We start from the raw sequence: 18619 nt of genomic DNA, 5'->3' as shown, positions 1-18619 counted from the left end.
AGTGGGTGTATCAGTTCTAATAGTTCGTTTGGTCTGCAAATGTTGTTTCCGATTGTAGAGATTGAATTTCGAAAGACTTTCACTTCAACTATTACAACTTTTACAACCGCTACAGCTACTTCAAACCTAAAGCACTAATTATCTTTTCCGCATCAAAATCCCTGTCAACCGATGGCAGGTAAATTGAAAATGCTTCCGACTGCAGCTTTTTGGCATATTGCTCATTAAAGAAATACTTGCCGTCTTTTATTACATAATTTAATATAAAAAAGCGGTATGCTTCCTTTAAAAAGCGAATTTCGTCTGCGGTAATGGGGTTTATCTTGTTGTATTCTTTCAGGAACAGGATAAACCGGTCTTCCATCATGGTGGTGATCACATAGCTGAACACCGTGCGGTCTCCCCTGTCAGAACAAACCCGGCTGAAAAAGTAAAAATCCAGTATGCGGTAGCTCATCCTGAACCAGTCATAATCCCATCGCGAGTAAAGTTCAAGATCGGGTGTAACGGAGAAATTACCAATATTCCAGTCGATAAAAACCGGGATAATCTCAAAAGAATGCATGTTATACTTAGATCGGTTTTTTAAGAACGTTTCGCAGTGATATTTCAAAAAATCTACCTGCATTGGGGTGCCAAACTCTTTCTCGTTGGTTTCCAGTTCCTTCTGCAAAGCAAAGATATCAGTACGAAGCGTTTTTGACGATTTAGGCAGCACATTCTTCACCCTTGAACAAGCTTTGTGAAATTTGCCCACCTGCTGACCTAACTTGATGATATGATGCTCTTCCAACCGGCGTGGCAAACGATCCAGAATGCGCGTAGGATTATAAAATATCACCCAGGCATCGGTTTGGCCGTGCTTGTACCTGTAAATATATACCCGGTTATTTTTCAGAAGCGATTTTGACAAGAGGTTTTCGAACGGATAAAGCAGGTTGTTTGAAAGAGCGTGTATGATGCGATGATCTTCTTTAAAGTGCTCATATTTTCCGAAATAGGACAGTTTGGCGATAATAATATCGTCATCGTCAAACGTGATACGGAACACATGATTTGTGGATACCATAGCACTGATATCCTCGATAGCGCGTATTGTTTTAGATGCATCGTAACCCTCCCACGCTTTTTTTAATATAGCCTCGTAATCTATTTTGATTTGAGCTTTTGATGCCCTGACGGGGAAAGATGGTAATATTGTGTTCTGTCTCGTTTTGTTGCTCACAATTTATTTTTTCTGAATCCGGATAAAAGAATTTCCCGGACTCCGTTTATAATGGTCTCTATTTTTAGCGTAAGAGCTGCTTAATTGATTCAAAGTTCAAAAGTAAACCAATTTCTATATTTTAAACACCCTTATATTATTTCGAAATACCTTTTTAACTCCCAATCCGTTACCGCTTTACTGTACTGCCTCCACTCCCATAAACGTGTATTCGTAAAATGGTCTACAAAAGCTTCACCAAATAATTCTTTCGCAAGTGCTGAATTTTTCATAATACTGGTAGCCTCAAACAGGTTCGGCGAGAGAATGCCATTGCGCTTATCCTCGTACCCATTGCCGGTAGAGGCCGGTATAGTTAAAGGCAGCTTATTTTTTATGCCATATAAGCCGGAAGCCAACGCCGCCGCCATGGCCAGGTACGGATTAGTATCAGAGCCGGGAATACGCGTTTCGAGGCGGGTATATTTTTCCGAGGTATGAATTACGCGCAAGGCGGTGGTGCGGTTATCAATTCCCCAGGTAATAGTAGTCGGCGCCCAGGCGCCTTCAACCAGGCGTTTGTAACTATTGATGGTGGGAGCATACATTGGCAATATCTGGGGCAGGCAATATAGTTGACCGGCCAAATAATGCTTATGTAAGTCACTCATATTGTACTCATCGTCAGCACTATAAAAAAGATTTTTGGATTGATCTTTTGTCCAAAGGCTTTGATGGATATGACCGCTGCAGCCTGGCAGGCTTTCACTCCACTTCGCCATAAACGTAGCCATAATGTCGTGCTTACCGGCAATCTCCTTAACGGCCGTCTTGAATAACACGGCCTTATCGGCAGCCGCCAGCACCTCGTCATGCAATATCGCCGCTTCATAAACGCCCGGCCCTGTTTCTGTATGCAAGCCTTCGAGAGGTATATTAAATTGGAGCAACAGGTCAAACAGATCGTTATAAAAGCCGTCATTTAACGATGTCCGCAAAATAGAATAGCCAAACATACCCGGGGTAAGGCTTTCCAGGTTGGTAAAGCTTTTCTCCTTCAGGCTTTGCGGCGTTTCCACAAAATTGAACCACTCGAATTCCTGGGCGAATTCGGCGTGGTATCCCATACCGGCGCATTGCTTAGCGATGCGTTTCAGCAGGCTTCGTCCGCAGGCGGCCAGGTCGTTGCCATCGGCTTTGCTAAAATCTGCCAGAAAGAAAGGAATATCATTATCCCAGGGGACATTGCGCAAAGTAGATAAATCTATACGGCACATTTGATCGGGATAGCCGGTGTGCCAGCCGGTAAGCTTTACATTATCATAAACTGTATCGCTGCTGTCCCATCCCCAAACTACATCGCAAAAACCGTATCCGCTTTCCAGACCGTCGATAAACTTTTTAGGGTGAATCATCTTGCCACGCAAAACGCCGTCTATATCCGCAAAGGCGAATTTTATTTTCTGTATATCATTTTCCTTTAAATATTTTTTAACCTGTTCTTCGTTCATAGGTACTTACGCTATATAAATGGCAATTTAAGCAAGATATATGTAATGCCTCAATAAAAATTTGTTAACAGTGTACACTGCAAGGGGTATCTTTGTTTGATAACAGAATAACAGTGAGCCAGCTCTGCACCTATTTATTCGTTTACGGGACCCTGCTCGACAGACAGAATCAGTTCGGTGCTTATCTTAATGATAATTGCATTTTTTATGCCGATGGAAAAATGCGCGGTAAATTATACGATTTAGGGGAGTATCCTGGTGCAGTATTAACCGATGAGGAAAATAAGTTCATCCACGGCAAAATATTCCATCTCAATAATATCAAAAGGGTGCTTAAAATATTAGACGATTACGAAGGCTTCGGCCCTGAACAGGAGCAGCCTAATTTATTTACCAGGGTATTGATTGATGCAGATACTTTCAACAAAAAGATGAAATGCTGGGTATATCTCTATAACCTGCCGGTTAAAGGCTTTAACGAAATAGAGTCCGGCATTTATATTCTGGAAAAGTAGTTGCCAAGACACAACGACTGCTAATAAATAATCCTAACATCCCTTACTCCTGCAAATCGTTGTTCATCGGTGTAATCATCCAATCGGAGGAATCCCCAATAACAAAAAATCCCCCGGCGATTTACCGCCAGGGGATAAGAGCATATTTAGTTAGTTAGGAATTAAAGTTTAGCCGATTTAACGGTTTTAATGATAACTGCAGCTACTTTGTATGGGTCGGCTGCAGAATTTGGACGACGGTCTTCCAGGTAACCGCTCCAGTTGTGGTCAACTGCATAAAGCGGAATACGGATGGAAGCGCCACGATCTGACACGCCATAGCTAAAGTCGTGAATTGACGCGGTTTCGTGTTTACCGGTTAAGCGCTGGTCATTGTCAGCACCATATACTGCGATACATTCAGCAACAGCCGGGCGGAATGCTTCGCAAACAGCTGTAAACTTCTCTTTACTGTTAGCAGTTCGCAATAGTGTGTTAGAGAAGTTAGCGTGCATACCTGAACCGTTCCAGTCTAACTGACCCAGTGGTTTACAGTGCCAGTTAACGGCAACTCCGTATTTCTCACCAATTCTTTCCAAAAGGTAGCGTGCAACCCAGATCTGGTCACCGGCTTCTTTAGCGCCTTTTGCAAAAATCTGGAATTCCCATTGTCCGGCAGCAACTTCGGCATTGATACCTTCAACATTTAAACCTGCATCTAAACAAGCGTCTAAGTGCTCCTCAACTATCTCACGACCAAATGCATTTTTAGCACCTACTGAGCAGTAGTATGGACCTTGAGGAGCCGGGTAACCATTTGATGGAAAACCAAGTGGTTTGTTGGTTTCAGGATCCCAAAGGAAATATTCCTGTTCAAAGCCAAACCAGAAATCGTTATCGTCGTCCTCGATATGAGCACGGCCGTTTGACTCGTGTGGCTGGCCATCAGCGCTTAACACTTCGCACATTACCAGGTAGGCGTTTTTACGCTGCGGATCAGGGACAACAAAAACCGGTTTCAATATACAATCTGACGAACCGCCTGGCGCCTGCTCGGTTGATGAACCATCAAAGCTCCAGTTGTCAAGATCTTCTACTTTACCGCTGAAATTTTTAACAATTTTTGTTTTGCTGCGCAGGCTTTGAGTTGGTTTGTAGCCGTCAAGCCAGATGTACTCTAGTTTAGTTGCCATTTTTTAAGTTGATTTTACAATATTGGGTTCAGTTCTTAAATTTCTTAGGTATTATTCTAATTATTTATGCAAATCTAAACTAATTTTATAAAATTAATTGCGAAATGTTGAAAAAATTCTAATTTTTTTCCCAGTATTATCAATATCGTATTAATTCGAATAAAATAAGCCTTATTTTTTTGAAGTTATCAACATCACATTAAAAAATACGCCAAAAACATAACAGCCATTCATTCATATGAATCTTTTAAAAATTCAGGCAGTCCTATTTGACTATTTGGCGGAAGCGACACCCCAAAAACAACTATTCCTAATCTTTTTTAGCGACGTATCACTTACGGCTTGTTCATTTTTGAAGCTTTTTTGGTCGGTCGTGCTATAAATTTCACCTTTTGCATTGTTATAAAGATAAGTCGCAAGCTTTTTGGGGTCTTTTCCGGCCTTCTGGTTCACATCTATTATCATTCCGTTCACAATCTCACCATCATTACCCATATCAATTGGCTTTGAAGACGTGATCCAGTTTACTTTATATAACAATCCGTTTGCCGGTACAGAACCAGTTACGGTTTTAAACCCGGGCGTTGCCTGAATAACCTCCAGCAAGCATTTAACACATGGTTCGGAAACCGTGGCGCTGCCGTAGTTTTTTTGAGGGTTGTTAATTACGCTGTCTTTCTTACCATTAACCGCTACAGTGGTTTTGGTAATATCGTTAGAGATAGGTTTGGGTTTCGGGTGATTACATGCACATAATCCTGCTGCAAGGATTGCCATAGCTGTGATTATTTTAAAATTGGCCATAAGTGAGTTAATTGGTATAGATAATACATTCATTTTTAAGAAATTGTTTAATAAGCTGCAGATGGAAGAGGCAAGATGGCAGAGAAAACGACAATTCAAAGGCGGTTGCATTCCGGCACAGGTAAAAGAGCATTGGTATCCGGAACACGCGTCCCGTGCTTTTTTTTGGATGGGTGTTACCCACCGCCGACAGCTTTACGATGACAGCTTCTCAACACACAATGTCGCAGGCTTGCACCAAACCCTAGAAACGCACATATTGCATATTTTTTACAGATAGAAAAATATAAATCTCTATCTTCGGCCAGTTTAATTTTCCATCTGCAAAATCAATATATTATGAAGATTACTGTTGTTGGCGCCGGGGCTGTAGGTGCTACCTGTGCGGATAATATCGCCAGGAAAGAATTGGCCGAAGAACTTATTTTGTTAGACATCCGTGAAGGCTTTGCCGAAGGCAAGGCGATCGACATGATGCAAACATCGGCCCTGCTGGAGTTTGATACCAAAATAAAGGGCGTTACTAATGACTACGTTGCGACCGCCGATTCTGAAGTTGTAGTAATTACATCAGGTCTTCCCCGCAAGCCAGGTATGACCCGCGAGGAGCTGATTGGCACCAACGCAGGCATTGTAAAAAGCGTTACAGAAAATATCTTAAAATATTCTCCGAATACCATCATAATCGTGGTGTCGAACCCGATGGATACCATGAACTACCTTACCCTGAAAACCTCGGGTTTACCGAAAAATCGCATCCTGGGTATGGGCGGCGCGCTGGATTCAGCACGTTTTAAATATTACCTGAGCCAGGAATTAGGCTGCTCTCCTGCTGACTTAAATGCAGTCGTTATTGGCGGTCACGGTGATACCACCATGATACCTTTAATAAAGCACGCAACCTGGAACAGTGTTCCGGTTAGCCAATTATTAAGCCAGGAGCAGCAGGACAAAGTTGTTAAAGCCACAATGGTTGGCGGCGCTACCTTAACCGGTCTAATCGGAACTTCGGCCTGGTATGCGCCTGGGGCAGGTACCGCATTCATGGTGGAGAGCATAGTTCGCGATCAGAAGAAATTGATCTCGTGCGGCGTTGCACTCGATGGCGAGTACGGACAGAGCGATATATCGCTGGTTGTTCCTGTCATCCTGGGCAAAAACGGCTTCGAGAAAATCATGCAATTTAATTTGAGCGATGCTGAACAGGCTGAATTCAACAAGAGCGCCGATGCAGTTCGGGCAATGAACAAGGTATTGAGCGATACCGGCGTGATATAATATTGTTTAGTTTTTATCCTGAAAGAGGCTTTCACGGTTTGTGGAAGCCTCTTTTATTTTAAAGGTACCGAACATGCCGACGAGTGTGGTGGTAAGTGTACAAGTCTTAGTCCAAACAACGCGCATCGGCTTACATTAAGTGTAGCCGGTTTCATCAACGAGTAGGAATGTTGCAGCTCGTGCAATCCGGGCTTATCCACGGAAAAAACTGTTACTGTCATCTCTATTCCGACATTGCAAAATTTATCGGCACAGAATATGGCATTCTTACAAGTTTGCCATCTTTCATTGCCGGTATCCATTTAGGTGACAACTTAATAACCTTTAGTGCTTCGCCGTCAATTAATGCATGTACCGATTTTTCAATCTTTACATCTGACAGAGAACCATCCGTTTCTACCATAAAAGATATTACAACTTTCCCCTGGATACCGGCATCACGGGCTTCTTTCGGATATCTTATCGTTTTCGCGAGAAATTTATAAAGTGCCTCTATTCCGCCTGGAAAGGTGGGTATTGCTCCGGGTTTGGCACTGGCATAAACCGCCGGGCTAATTTCAAATTTTCGAAATGTATCATGTTGTTTTAACACACCATTTTCATAAACATTTGTAAATTCACCCGAATCATTAGTTTTTCCCTTCCAGGTGCCATTCATTAAGCCATTTAAAATTTCGCCTTTGGCAGTGGTGTCCTTGAAATCTTCGTTATATTCCAGCCAAATTCCGTTTCCGCCCTCTGCAAGCATCCTTCCTGTCGAATCCCTGCACTCCAAAAAACGCACGCTCCCATCTCTTTTATAATTTTTAATATTATAGACATTTCCATTGTGATAATAATCCGTTTCAAGCCCCGCAAATTTTCCGTTCACATACTCACCGGTACGCATTTTATGCCCATCAGGATAATAAGCAATGTATTTTCCGTGATAAAGTAAGTTCAGATCATTTGTTTTTTAGGTAGTTTGAAGCCTCACCCTTCCGTTTTTGCCATATTCCCGTACTACATATAAAAATTTACTGATGCTGGTATCCGGTAGGGTTACTTCCATCCAGTAGTCTGCGCTGTCTTTGGTAGATACTAAAGCGCCGGAGTCTTTAAGATAATAAATCATACGGCCGGCTTGGGCATAACCCATTAAGCCGGTAAACCAGCTAATAACTGTCAGGAATATAAACTTTAATCTCATTTTGTTTCGTCTCGGTGCCTAAAAGTTAATCGGCACGCTGTAGGCAACTCTTACGGGTTTGCCCCCTTGCAGTCCCGGCTTCCAGGGCGACGTTAGTTTAATAACACGTACAGCCTCTTCATCACAGCCATCGCCAATTCCACGGGCAACTTTTACTTCTGCAAGCTGACCATCCCGCTCAACAACAAATGTTACAATTACCTTTCCGCTGGTGCCATTCTCTTTTGCCGCTTTGGGGTATTTCAAGTTCTTAACTATAAATTTATAAAAACCCTCTATACCGCCAGGGTAAATAGGAACAACATCAACCTGGCGAAAATTTTTGGACGAGTCGAGGGGATTCGTTGGAACTTCAATACCTGCTCTAAAAGTTACAGTAATGGTTTGGGCTGCAGTTTTCTTAAAATGCCACTCACCTTGCTGTAAACCGTTCGCCATCCCACCTTCGGCAATTACATCCGTAAAGTCATCATTAAACTGCTTCCAGGTCCCGTTTCCGTTAGTGGTTAGCACAGTGCCCGTTGAATCGCGGCACTCGTTGTAGCTGGCAACATCACCATTTTTATGATAAATAATTACACAATACAATTTGCCGTTTGGATAATACACCATTTGTCGGCCAACAAACAAACCGGCATAATATGTGCCTAACGATCTTGTTTTCCCATCCGGAAAATAACCTGTGTAGTGCCCCTGGTAAACCAGTTTAGCATCGTTGGTATTGGAACCCGTCAATAAGCGCAGCTTACCATCCTTTCCATATTCGCGTACAACATATAGTTTATTATCAGCAGCATCTGGTGGCGAAACTTCTATCCTGTAATCAGCGCTATCTTTAGACATTACACGCTGTCCGGAGTTTTTCATATAATAGGTTAAACCGTTTTGTTGAGCATATACGGCCGTAAAGCTCAAAAAGCCTAATATCAATAAGAATATCTTCTTCATTTCTTATCTGGATAACGCAAAATTTATAGGTACGGCATATGCCACCCGAACCGTATGGCCATTTTGCGTCCCCGGTTTCCACGGCGAAGAAAGCTTTATCACCCTTACAGCCTCTTCGTCGCACCCGTCGCCTATACCTCGGGCCACCTTTACATCAGTTAGCCTGCCGTCTTTTTCAACAATATAGGTAACAATTACCTTACCCTGCGTATTCTTATCACGGGCGGTTTTTGGGTAGACGATATTTTTGGCTAAAAAATTGTAAAAAGCCTCTATCCCTCCAGGGAAAGAGGGCACATGCTGTACCGAGGTATACACCTTTTCCTGTGATACAGCGTCTTTTTGTGCCGTGGCGGTTAGCGAAAAAAACATGCAAACCAGCGAAACAAGTAAAATACTTCTCATATTATTAATTATCCTATGAAGATAAAACAAGTCCTGCAAATATCAAACTAAATTATCAGGTCATGCGATAAAGAGGAAAATGCCCAATCAATGGAGTTTTAACGAATAGCAAAAAAAGAAACATTGCTAATCCCCTCAACTTCTGTACATGCTCTGCCTGTGGTTAAAAGCGCCCGAAAAGTGCATTATCGCGTCACCTGCCGTCTTCAAAGCGATAACTCTAACACAATGCTTTTATTAACTTAATGACATTGTCCTGCGGCGCCTGTAAACATGCCCCGCTACAAATCCTACTGTACCTGCAACAAATTCGGGGCAAAACTTTGTTTTAAATAGCTGTCACGATTAATACTATCCAGACTATGAAACTGTATGTATGGAGTCGATTTAAAAGGGTCTTGTGTTTTCTGCAAAAATTTGTAAACGTTTGATGCATTAACATCTCCCATGTTCAGCCTACCGATACCGAACCCTGTTTTCCAGGTTTGACTTTTATAATCCAAATAATGCTGCGTCTCATTGGTAACCAGGCCATTCTGGTCGAAGTCCGCATATATATAGCCGGGCGTGTTGTCATGGTCAGCGGTAATGGATGATACCATACGCACAAAAGCGTATTGGGTTGTTGAATCTTTGTAGATCGCCCGCAAATCATTAAAATGTGTATGCGCGGCCAGGTACATCTTAATGTTTTTGCTGCGCTTTTTGATAATTGACGTAAGCCGCGGCGTATATTGGGGAAGCCAAAAATCGTCACCGGGCGGAACGTGCGAAACTATCCATATATTCTGACCGGATGCTGCCGCAAGCTGTTTATCAAGCCAGGTAAGCATGGCTGTGTCGCCTTTATGCGTTGCTGATTTATTATTGCTAAGTAAAGTTGTGTTAAGCGACAAAAACAATTGGTTACCCAGCTGTGCCCTGTAATAGCCGCCCGTATGAATGGTTGATGTATCCACCTTAAGCTTCCCTGCCGGAGAGGAAACTAAATTCCAATCTTTAAGATAAGCAGATAAAAAAGCGTCTGTCGGAAATACGTAATCGCCATTGTCCGTATCGTTATTGCCAAATGCGGGTATAACCGGTATGCCCGCGAATTTCTGCCGGAACAATCCTGCTAAATAGGCCATTGTTTTAAACCGAAGCAAACGCTCCTGCTGAGGGCTTTTGAAAGGTATGCTATCGGTATTATTATAATAACTGTGAAAGAGGAAATCGCCGGTTATGACAATAAAATCGGGCTTGGGGTATGTTGTGCTTATATTGTTCATGGCCGATTTGATAAGGTTATAGTCTGAATCATAGCCGCGCACGGTATCAAGTTTGGTTCCGTTGTATGCTGTTAAAATAGAATCCCATTTGGCTATATCAGTTGCAGCGAGTACATCTCTCAGATTAACATCAATATTATGTTTCCCATCATTAGTATAAAACGGGTTGAAATGCATATCGGAAATAAAAAGGCAATGCCCGCCGGTCGCTACCGCAGAAACTGTTTCCTCTTCATGCTTATGTCCGTGACAACTGCTGCAGATTGATAATATGCATGCGCAAATAAAAATTGTGATGGGTTTCATAAAATCAGGTTAGGTAATAATTTTTTAAATATAAGTAATTTATGGATAAGACCATAGTCCATGGACCATAGACGACAGTCATTTCGGTGGCTACGACTACTGATTATGGGCTATGGACTATGGGCTAAAAACCTTACATTTTAAATGCATCATCGGTAACGCCGGTATTTGCTACCGCCGTCTTCACCTTAAATTCAATGGGCTGACCAGCTATTGTTGTTTTTTCGCTGAACGGAACCTTTATACCTGCAGGAATATTCTGGTAGTCTCCGAAATCAACCGCACTGGTGTTTGGCATGTCAACAACCTGCTTAACTTTTAAGCCTGTTTTCTGGTCGTAATAATATTTAACCGGTGTGCCATCCGGATTTGTAACCGTCACCAGGTATGCCAGTTCACCATTTACCACCTGGTAGCTGGTATCAAGAACTGCCACATATCCGTGTTTTCCAAAATCCAGCTCAGGGAAAAACTTATACTTTGCGGACACCGCGCCTTTATCTCTTTTAGTTAAATTTACAGTGCGCCCATTTTGCTGTACATTAACGCTGTCGCCATTAATTACTATATGATTAAAAACCAGGTTATTATACTTAGGCACAATAACTTGCACAGCCTCTTTGCCGGGGCTTTTAAATTTACTTTCCTTAACCAAAGCGATGCCCTGAACGTTGCCCTCCGAAGTTATCATGAGGTCGTTTATATCCTTTACGCGCTGCTCTCCGCCAATAGCATCAAAGTATTTTTTTATTACCGAACTTACGTTAGCCCCTTCTTCCATCGATAAGCCACTCATTGAGTTGTTTTCGGGCCTTATATCCGGTAACACGTGGTCTGGGTCCAGCGTTACATAGGTAATTTTCGAAGTCGATTTATATTGGAATGTCCACGTGCCGCCGCGCTGCCATATCTCGGCGGGCAGCTTCACGGTCCCGGTGCTGCCATTTTCTTCTTTTACGGATGCAATTACGGGCAAGGCCATACCTGCCAGGTTTTCAATGGTTATCAGCGAGCCTTTTGAAGGATCATTCTCTACATAATCAATCGATCGCACAGCCTGGTCAAGCGTAAGGGTAGTGATAAACCATTCGTTCCAAAACCAGCTTAAATCCTCGCCGGCAACGTTATCCATGGTATGGAAAAAGTCCCACGGCGTAGGGTGCTTAAATGCCCAGCGTTTAATATAGGTTTTAAACGCATAATCAAACCTCTCTTGCCCCAATATCTGCTCGCGTAAAATTTTAAGGCCCAAAGCCGGTTTTTCATACGCGGCATAGCCGAGGTAATCAGCATTAATTACATCCGGTGTGCTCATGATCGGATCGGCGCCAGGGGCGAACATGGATACCGCCGCTTGTTGTTCATCAGTTGGCTCCCAATATTCTCCGTTGTTAAACACCCTGGTATCAACCTTGTTAATAAATGTATTAAAGCCTTCATCCATCCACGCGTATTTACGCTCATTTGAACCTACGATCATCGGGAACCAATTGTGACCGAATTCGTGATTAGTTACCTCCCATAAACTTCCCCCGGCGCTTTGCGAACTGCAGAACACAATTCCCGGGTATTCCATCCCTCCTACTATGCCGCCAACATTTGTGGCAACCGGATACGTGTACTCAAACCATTCTTTGGAGTATAGTTCAATACATGCTTTCACGTATTCTGTCGAGCGGCTCCATGCACCCATGCCTTTAGACTCTATAGGGTAAACAGATTGTGCAACGGCTTTTTTGCCACTGGGCAGGTCGATACGTGCGGCGTCCCATATAAATGCTTTTGAAGCTGCCCATGATACATCTCGGGCATTTTTACAGAAAAAGTGCCAGGTAAGGCTGGCTTTGGCAGGATAACTGTCTTTGCTGAACAAATCCACTGAATCCTTAATCATCACCGTTTTGTCGCTTAACTTAGCGGCATTTACACGTTTCAGAATTTTTGGCGAATAAACTTCTGCCGGGTTTAATAATTCGCCGGAACCCACCACTACCAGGTTGGCCGGCGCAGTAACAGTGTAGTCAAAGTTGCCATATTCCAGGTAAAACTCAGATGCCCCCATATATGGGATCACATTCCAGCCAGTAACATCGTCGTAAACCTCCATACGCGGATACCACTGGGCAATTTCGTATATCCAGCCGTTTTTTGTCAGCACACGCCCCATGCGGTCGGTTCCATACTGGGGTATATCGAATTTATAATCAATTCTTAATTGGATTTTTGCGCCGCCTGATCTGAGCGTATCCTTCAGTCTGATCTGCATCCGGGTATCAGTTACAATATAGGTGGCTTTCTCCGCTTTGCCGTTTTTTATTACATATACGCCTTTTATCTCATCCCCGTTGGTGAATGATTTGTTATTAAAACGTCCTCCTTCAACCGGGCTTGTTGCCTGGCCGCGCGAATTTTCCTTGTAAATATTCTGGTCGACCTGCAGCCAAAGAAAACCGAGCGGGTCGGGACTGTTATTGGTGTATGTAATAAGGGTACTGCCCGTTACACTATGCTTTGCAGTATCAAGTGTAACGTTTATCTTATAGTCTGCATGATTTTGCCAGTATTTAGCGCCCGGTGCACCGGCAGCGGTACGAAACTCGTTGCCCTTTTCCGGATAAAACAGCGGGTTGAATATTTTGTGCTGGTCGTAAACCGGTTTTGTATCATCGGTCTTTTGAGCGCGGGCATTAAACATACCAGCGCATAACAGCAGCAACAGGGAAAGTTTGGCGTATTTCATTAGCAGTATAGTTATTTTTTGGAAAGATAGCGAAAAGTTAGGAATCTATGCAGACACGTGATGCTTCGTGTCTCCTACCGTGCCGGTATACGATTTATCAGCTGCGCAATCAGCGAAAGAGATATTCAGGCATAGTTTACAATCAACAGGGTTAATTGTCCTGCGGGAAACGCTAAGCATAGCGTCTGCATCTTTTCTCATGAAAACCAATCAAACAAATCCGCTTGTTTAAGATTTTTTTTATCGTCTGCGCTGATGTCTTTTTTCACCTGTCCCTCTCCCATCAGGATGATCCGGTTGCCGTAGGTAAAAGCATCCTTCAGGTTATGGGTTATTAAAATCGATGTCAACCGGTAATCCCTGATCAGTTCATCCGCCGTTCGCATTACCACATCTGCCGAACGCGGGTCCAGGGCGGCGGTTGGCTCATCAAGAAGGAGCACTTTACAGCTGTCCATTACGCTCATCAACAGCGTTAAGGCCTGCCGCTGGCCCCCGGAAAGAGTACCCATCTGCTGGTAAATTTTATTTTCAAGACCCAAACCAAGGGTGCTTATTTTTTCTTTAACCTGGTTTTTAAAGGTATCGTTTATGCCGATGCCCAAGCCTTTAGAACGGGTACGTATGGCGGCCAGCCTGAAGTTATCCAGAATGCTGAGTTCAGACGCAGTGCCGCTCAATGGATTTTGAAAAACGCGTGCTATCCATTTGCTGCGCTGGTAATCGCGTAAACGGGTTACATCGCCGCCATCAATGGTGATGCTGCCCGAGGTTGGCAAAACGCTCCCCGCCACCATATCCAGTAAAGTGGTCTTGCCCGAGCCGTTGGAGCCAACGATCACCAAAAATTCCTGGTCTTTAATATCCAGGGTAATGCCATTAACGGCATTTACCTGGTTGGGTTTGCCGGGGTTGTAGGTTTTATGGATATTGGAAAAAGTAATCATTGTTGTTTATGTTTTTCCGGCTCCGTTTAGGAGCCTATATTGGCAGGAATATCAAAAGTTGTAATTAGCGTGCCGTAGGTACGCAGCCTATCCCGGATTACCTGTATGCGTTGTTGCGTACCGACTGCACGGAATATACTATTTACTTTTTTACCAATATTTAGCCCCTAACGGGGTATTTCAAAGCAAATTGATATTAACTCGTCCGCCTAAAATTCAGCCTAGGCAAGCTAACTATTACCAGCACAAATCCTGCTGTTACTAATTTTAATAAATTAGGGTCTACCCCTATATCAAGCGTTATAGCCAAAACCATCTGGAAAATGATTGCTCCCAATAACACTAATCCCAGGCTCAGCCAAACAGAGGTAATTCGAAACCAGTTTATCAATGTCTCTGCAATAATCACTGAGCCTAGTCCTGCAATTACGATTCCGATCCCCATACTGATATCTGTAAAACCCTGGTACTGGCTTATCAGGTAGCCGCTGACGGCCGTTAGGGCATTGGCCAGCGACAAACCTATAATTTTCATCCGGTCGGTATCTACGCCAAGCGCCCGTATCATCGATTCGCTATTTCCTGTTGCGCGCATGGCTAAGCCAAAATCTGATTTAAGCAGGTAACCAATTATAGCTGCAACCACTAAAACAAAAAATATGACTATCCAAAAGGTATTGTGGTTGAGGTTATCGCTGATCTGAACCAGCGTAAAAACCGACGGCAAGCCGTTAAGCGGAATGTTGGAAGTCCCCATAATAGACAGGTTGACCGAATACAGCGCCGTCATCACCAGAATACCTGCTAACAATGCATTGATCTTTAATTTTGTATGGATAATACCTGTAAGCCCCCCTGCCACCCCACCTGCTAACACAACGGCAGGCAGCACTAAGTAAGAATGTTGGTTATGCGTGATCATAGTCGCTGTTACCACAGCGCCGAGCGTATAACTGCCATCAGTGGTGATGTCGGGTATATTAAATATTTTCATCGATATGAATATACCCAGCGCCAACGCCGAAAAGCATAGTCCTTGTAACAGTGCGGTGAGGTAAAAATCCATTATTTAACGGCTTCGTAGGTTGATGGCAGGTCTAAATGGAACTTTTGCGCGGCAGCAGCGTTATATACCCGACGGCGCACTTTAACCATTTCTGGCTGCAGCCCATCGGTTTTGCCGGTCTTTAAAAATTGCGCGGCCTGCTTGCCTGCCTGGTAGCCCCATTCATAAATATCTGCGCCGAAAGCCGCTACGGCCCCCCGCTCTACTAATCCGGCTTCGCTGGTAAAAATCGGCACGCCGGCCTCATCGCAGCTTTTTAATATGGTGGCGAATGAGGCAAATACGCTATTGTCAGGGTTGGCGAAAAAAGCGTCGATATGCTTATCCAGCAATGATTTGGTGACCAGCTGTGCATCTGCAGAAGAATTTAACGGCAAAGCGACTAAAGTAACACCTGCTTTATCGGCATCTGCCTGTATACGTTTCTTAGCATCAACAGATTGCGGCTCCGACTGGTTAAAAATCATGCCCACCACCAGTTTTCCGCTTTTAGGCTTCAAAACGGTGGGAATAATCGCAAACGAAGTATCAATATAATTCAGGTCTTCCACCGCGCCAAATAAATTTGGCTGACCCTTGCCATCTGCACCTTCCATATTCATTAGCTTTAAAGTTGGCGACACCATCATAAAAACGGGAATGGTTTTGGTTTTCTGTGCAGCGGTGATGGAGGATAAAGTGGCGCAGGTTGCCATAGCATCCACCTTTTCCGAAATATAATAATTTACTATCTGGGTAAGCGTGGGGATATTGCCCTGCGCATTGCGGTATTCAATTTTTATGGTCTTGCCATCCTCATATCCTGCTTTTTTTAAAGCATCTGTAAATCCTGTGCGAGCTTTCGCCAACGTCGGATCCTGAAAAGCGTCAACAAAGCCAATAACAGGTACACTATTTTTCTTTGAGTTGGATCCACAGGAGGCGAATAAAATAGTTAAAGCAATCAGGGAAAGGTATGAGAGGTTTTTCATAAGGCTAAGGTAAGGAATGGAGGCGAAAGGCAAAAGGATAAAGGTGAAAGGTAAAAAAATCGACATCACATACAGGTCGTCGAAATTTACCCTTCGCCTTTAACCTTTCACCTCCTTTACGTACTTTAGCCGCCGTATGACACGTATCATATCCAAATTGCCGCAGGTCGGCACAACTATATTTACTGTAATGTCGGCTGTAGCAGCCGAGGTTGGGGCGATAAACTTGTCGCAGGGCTTTCCAGATTTCGACACTTCGCCGGACCTGATAAAGCTGGTAAACAATGCCATGAAAAATGGGCACAACCAATATGCGCCTATGCCTGGCGTAATGGCGCTGCGTGAGCAAATCGCAAAAAAAACAGAGAAACTTTATGGCGCTGTTTATGACCCGGATACAGAGATAACCATAACAGCGGGCGGTACACAGGCTATTTTTACGGCCATCACTGCAACAATTAATCCAAACGATGAGGTAATTATTTTTGAGCCTGCATTTGATTGTTATGCGCCTGCCATTAAACTTGCCGGCGGGATAGTTAAATCGCTGGAGCTCGCGCCACCTGATTACCGTATCCCCTGGGACATGGTGAAGCGCCTGATCAATAATAAAACCAGGATGATCATCCTGAACACGCCGCACAACCCGACTGCCACCATCCTTAGCCAGGAAGATATAGACGAATTAACCGCTATCGTACGTAACCAGGATATCCTGATTTTGAGTGATGAGGTTTACGAGCATCTGATTTACGACGGAGAAACGCACCGGGGCATGGCCCGTTACCCGGAATTGCAGCAGCGCAGTTTTGTTGTCGCCTCCTTCGGCAAGCCGTTTCATGCCACCGGCTGGAAGGTCGGTTATTGTATGGCGCCCGCTTATTTAATGCAGGAATTTCGGAAAGTTCATCAGTTTCTGGTATTTAGTGTAAACACACCTTTACAACATGCTATCGCCGAATATTTAAAAGACGAGAACAATTATTTATCGCTCCCCGGTTTTTTCCAACAGAAGCGCGACTATTTCCGTGAGGGACTGGAAGGGACTAAGTTTGAGCTGTTACCCTGCTCCGGTACCTACTTTCAGTCAGTAAGATATACCAGCATAACCGACGAGAAAGACAGTGACTTTGCGTTACGGATGACAAGGGATTTCGGAGTAGCTTCGATACCCGTATCAGTATTCTATACGCAGGGTACAGACCATCACGTATTGCGTTTTTGTTTCGCCAAAAGGCAAGAAACGCTGGATAAAGCCGTTGATAGATTGATGTTGGTTCATGGTTAATGGTTCATAGTTTATAGCCATTAGTCGCAAAAAAGTTTGCTTATAGGATAGATTTACTCGTTATTATTTAACTGTTTAATAGCTTGATACCGGGTTTGCGGTTTTTCGTGAGGCGTCAACTATTGACTATTTTTTTACAGGTTCACGTTATATGTTCAGGCTTTTTCAACATGAACTATGAACCATCAACCATGAAAAAAAAGAATGGATAATTTAAAAATCACCGTCTTCCAGGGCTACTTATTTTGGGAAAATATCGACAGAAACCTGCAGAATATTGAGCTTAAACTCTCCAACATCCGCGAAAAAACTAACCTGATTATTTTGCCAGAGATGTTTAATACAGGTTTTACCATGGAGGCCGAGAAACTGGCCGAGCCAATGGGCGGCAAAACCATGAAATGGATGCATAAAATTGCCAACAAATATGATTGCGCCCTTACCGGCAGTATGATTATTAAAGACGATGATAAATACTATAACCGCCTGATATGGATGCGTCCCGACGGCACCTACGAGTGTTATGATAAACGGCATCTGTTTGCTCTGGGCAAAGAACATCAAACCTATACCGCCGGGACAAAAAGACTGGTGGTTGAGCTGAATGGCTGGAATGTTTGCCCGATGATCTGTTATGACCTGCGTTTCCCGGTTTGGTTGCGTAACGTGGATGCCGAATACGACCTGCTGTTGATAGTGGCCAACTGGCCCGAACGCCGCATAGCCCATTGGCGCGCCCTGATACCTGCACGGGCTATCGAAAACCAATCATACGTAGTTGCGGTGAACCGCGTAGGCCATGACGGCAATGAGATTTACCACTCCGGCGACTCAACCTGTGTTGATCCTAATGGCAATAGTATCTATTACAAGCGCGACGAGGAAGACATGTACACGTTCACCATAAATGCCGAAGAAGTAAAGAAAACACGTCGTGCGCTGCCCTTTTTGAAAGATATGGATGATTTTACTATAAATGTTTAAGTCTGGATTTGCAGAATTGT

Annotated in this window: 18 protein-coding genes; 4 read left to right on the top strand and 14 right to left on the bottom strand. The window is 43.6% G+C overall.

Features of this window, described 5'->3' with window-relative positions:
• Positions 1-115: 115 nt before the first annotated feature.
• Entirely contained in the window at positions 116-1225 is a 1110-nt protein-coding gene (locus tag Q3W13_RS04235) for a hypothetical protein (RefSeq protein WP_302861608.1), read from the bottom strand.
• Between the two features lie 131 nt (positions 1226-1356).
• Entirely contained in the window at positions 1357-2715 is a 1359-nt protein-coding gene (locus tag Q3W13_RS04230; RefSeq protein WP_302861607.1) for a glutamine synthetase family protein, read from the bottom strand.
• 113 nt (positions 2716-2828) lie between these two features.
• Between Q3W13_RS04230 and Q3W13_RS04225 the strand changes: the two genes are divergently transcribed.
• Positions 2829-3230 (top strand): gamma-glutamylcyclotransferase, encoded by a 402-nt coding sequence (locus tag Q3W13_RS04225; RefSeq protein ID WP_302861606.1) that lies wholly within the window; start codon positions 2829-2831, stop codon positions 3228-3230.
• Positions 3231-3391: 161 nt separating this feature from the next.
• Here Q3W13_RS04225 and Q3W13_RS04220 read toward each other — a convergent pair whose 3' ends face one another.
• A complete protein-coding gene (locus Q3W13_RS04220; protein ID WP_302861605.1) occupies positions 3392-4402 on the bottom strand; it encodes a glutamine synthetase beta-grasp domain-containing protein in 1011 nt (336 codons plus the stop codon).
• A gap of 273 nt (positions 4403-4675) precedes the next feature.
• On the bottom strand, positions 4676-5179 hold the full coding sequence (locus tag Q3W13_RS04215; RefSeq protein ID WP_302861603.1) for a hypothetical protein: 504 nt from the start codon (positions 5177-5179) through the stop codon (positions 4676-4678).
• Between the two features lie 366 nt (positions 5180-5545).
• Here Q3W13_RS04215 and mdh point away from each other — a divergent pair, with 366 nt between their 5' ends.
• Positions 5546-6484 (top strand): malate dehydrogenase, encoded by a 939-nt coding sequence (mdh, locus tag Q3W13_RS04210; RefSeq protein WP_302861601.1) that lies wholly within the window; start codon positions 5546-5548, stop codon positions 6482-6484.
• Between the two features lie 223 nt (positions 6485-6707).
• Here the strand turns inward: mdh and Q3W13_RS04205 are convergent, their stop codons facing one another.
• From Q3W13_RS04205 to Q3W13_RS04160, 10 genes are all read right to left on the bottom strand, one after another.
• Entirely contained in the window at positions 6708-7373 is a 666-nt protein-coding gene (locus Q3W13_RS04205) for an energy transducer TonB (RefSeq protein ID WP_302861598.1), read from the bottom strand.
• 66 nt (positions 7374-7439) lie between these two features.
• A complete protein-coding gene (locus tag Q3W13_RS04200; RefSeq protein WP_302861597.1) occupies positions 7440-7673 on the bottom strand; it encodes a hypothetical protein in 234 nt (77 codons plus the stop codon).
• Positions 7674-7691: 18 nt separating this feature from the next.
• On the bottom strand, positions 7692-8621 hold the full coding sequence (locus tag Q3W13_RS04195) for an energy transducer TonB (protein ID WP_302861595.1): 930 nt from the start codon (positions 8619-8621) through the stop codon (positions 7692-7694).
• A 3-nt stretch (positions 8622-8624) separates the two neighbouring features.
• Positions 8625-9026, bottom strand: a complete 402-nt coding sequence (locus tag Q3W13_RS04190; protein ID WP_302861593.1) for an energy transducer TonB — start codon at positions 9024-9026, stop codon at positions 8625-8627.
• A 290-nt stretch (positions 9027-9316) separates the two neighbouring features.
• Complete coding sequence (locus tag Q3W13_RS04185; RefSeq protein ID WP_302861591.1) at positions 9317-10603, bottom strand: metallophosphoesterase; 1287 nt, start codon at positions 10601-10603, stop codon at positions 9317-9319.
• A 133-nt stretch (positions 10604-10736) separates the two neighbouring features.
• Entirely contained in the window at positions 10737-13343 is a 2607-nt protein-coding gene (locus tag Q3W13_RS04180; RefSeq protein ID WP_302861589.1) for a M1 family metallopeptidase, read from the bottom strand.
• A gap of 45 nt (positions 13344-13388) precedes the next feature.
• Positions 13389-13544, bottom strand: a complete 156-nt coding sequence (locus Q3W13_RS04175; RefSeq protein ID WP_302861588.1) for a hypothetical protein — start codon at positions 13542-13544, stop codon at positions 13389-13391.
• Positions 13541-14290, bottom strand: a complete 750-nt coding sequence (locus tag Q3W13_RS04170; protein ID WP_302861587.1) for an ABC transporter ATP-binding protein — start codon at positions 14288-14290, stop codon at positions 13541-13543. Before Q3W13_RS04170 ends, Q3W13_RS04175 begins: the two co-directional genes overlap by 4 nt.
• Positions 14291-14486: 196 nt before the next feature.
• The gene (locus Q3W13_RS04165; RefSeq protein WP_302861586.1) at positions 14487-15356 is read right to left on the bottom strand and encodes an ABC transporter permease; all 870 of its coding nucleotides are present in this window, start codon (positions 15354-15356) and stop codon (positions 14487-14489) included.
• A complete protein-coding gene (locus tag Q3W13_RS04160) occupies positions 15356-16327 on the bottom strand; it encodes an ABC transporter substrate-binding protein (RefSeq protein ID WP_302861585.1) in 972 nt (323 codons plus the stop codon). The genes Q3W13_RS04165 and Q3W13_RS04160 overlap by 1 nt, the downstream gene beginning before the upstream one ends.
• A gap of 136 nt (positions 16328-16463) precedes the next feature.
• Between Q3W13_RS04160 and Q3W13_RS04155 the strand changes: the two genes are divergently transcribed.
• Positions 16464-17615, top strand: a complete 1152-nt coding sequence (locus Q3W13_RS04155; protein ID WP_302861583.1) for a methionine aminotransferase — start codon at positions 16464-16466, stop codon at positions 17613-17615.
• Between the two features lie 204 nt (positions 17616-17819).
• The gene (locus tag Q3W13_RS04150; protein WP_302861581.1) at positions 17820-18599 is read left to right on the top strand and encodes an amidohydrolase; all 780 of its coding nucleotides are present in this window, start codon (positions 17820-17822) and stop codon (positions 18597-18599) included.
• Positions 18600-18619 lie beyond the last annotated feature (20 nt).

The sequence above is a fragment of the Mucilaginibacter sp. L3T2-6 genome, from assembly GCF_030519355.1.
In the GTDB taxonomy this organism is placed as follows: Bacteria; Bacteroidota; Bacteroidia; order Sphingobacteriales; family Sphingobacteriaceae; genus Mucilaginibacter.
Note: the sequence above shows the minus strand (reverse complement) of the source record. Positions and strands in the feature narration are given on the sequence as shown.

Coding starts and splice junctions, on each gene's coding strand:
- Q3W13_RS04230 (WP_302861607.1), bottom strand. CDS start 2,715: ATGAACGAAGAACAGGTTAAAAAATATTTAAAGGAAAATGATATACAG.
- Q3W13_RS04220 (WP_302861605.1), bottom strand. CDS start 4,402: ATGGCAACTAAACTAGAGTACATCTGGCTTGACGGCTACAAACCAACT.
- Q3W13_RS04215 (WP_302861603.1), bottom strand. CDS start 5,179: ATGGCAATCCTTGCAGCAGGATTATGTGCATGTAATCACCCGAAACCC.
- mdh (WP_302861601.1), top strand. CDS start 5,546: ATGAAGATTACTGTTGTTGGCGCCGGGGCTGTAGGTGCTACCTGTGCG.
- Q3W13_RS04205 (WP_302861598.1), bottom strand. CDS start 7,373: ATGCGTACCGGTGAGTATGTGAACGGAAAATTTGCGGGGCTTGAAACG.
- Q3W13_RS04200 (WP_302861597.1), bottom strand. CDS start 7,673: ATGAGATTAAAGTTTATATTCCTGACAGTTATTAGCTGGTTTACCGGC.
- Q3W13_RS04195 (WP_302861595.1), bottom strand. CDS start 8,621: ATGAAGAAGATATTCTTATTGATATTAGGCTTTTTGAGCTTTACGGCC.
- Q3W13_RS04190 (WP_302861593.1), bottom strand. CDS start 9,026: ATGAGAAGTATTTTACTTGTTTCGCTGGTTTGCATGTTTTTTTCGCTA.
- Q3W13_RS04185 (WP_302861591.1), bottom strand. CDS start 10,603: ATGAAACCCATCACAATTTTTATTTGCGCATGCATATTATCAATCTGC.
- Q3W13_RS04180 (WP_302861589.1), bottom strand. CDS start 13,343: ATGAAATACGCCAAACTTTCCCTGTTGCTGCTGTTATGCGCTGGTATG.
- Q3W13_RS04175 (WP_302861588.1), bottom strand. CDS start 13,544: ATGAGAAAAGATGCAGACGCTATGCTTAGCGTTTCCCGCAGGACAATT.
- Q3W13_RS04170 (WP_302861587.1), bottom strand. CDS start 14,290: ATGATTACTTTTTCCAATATCCATAAAACCTACAACCCCGGCAAACCC.
- Q3W13_RS04165 (WP_302861586.1), bottom strand. CDS start 15,356: ATGGATTTTTACCTCACCGCACTGTTACAAGGACTATGCTTTTCGGCG.
- Q3W13_RS04160 (WP_302861585.1), bottom strand. CDS start 16,327: ATGAAAAACCTCTCATACCTTTCCCTGATTGCTTTAACTATTTTATTC.
- Q3W13_RS04155 (WP_302861583.1), top strand. CDS start 16,464: ATGACACGTATCATATCCAAATTGCCGCAGGTCGGCACAACTATATTT.
- Q3W13_RS04150 (WP_302861581.1), top strand. CDS start 17,820: ATGGATAATTTAAAAATCACCGTCTTCCAGGGCTACTTATTTTGGGAA.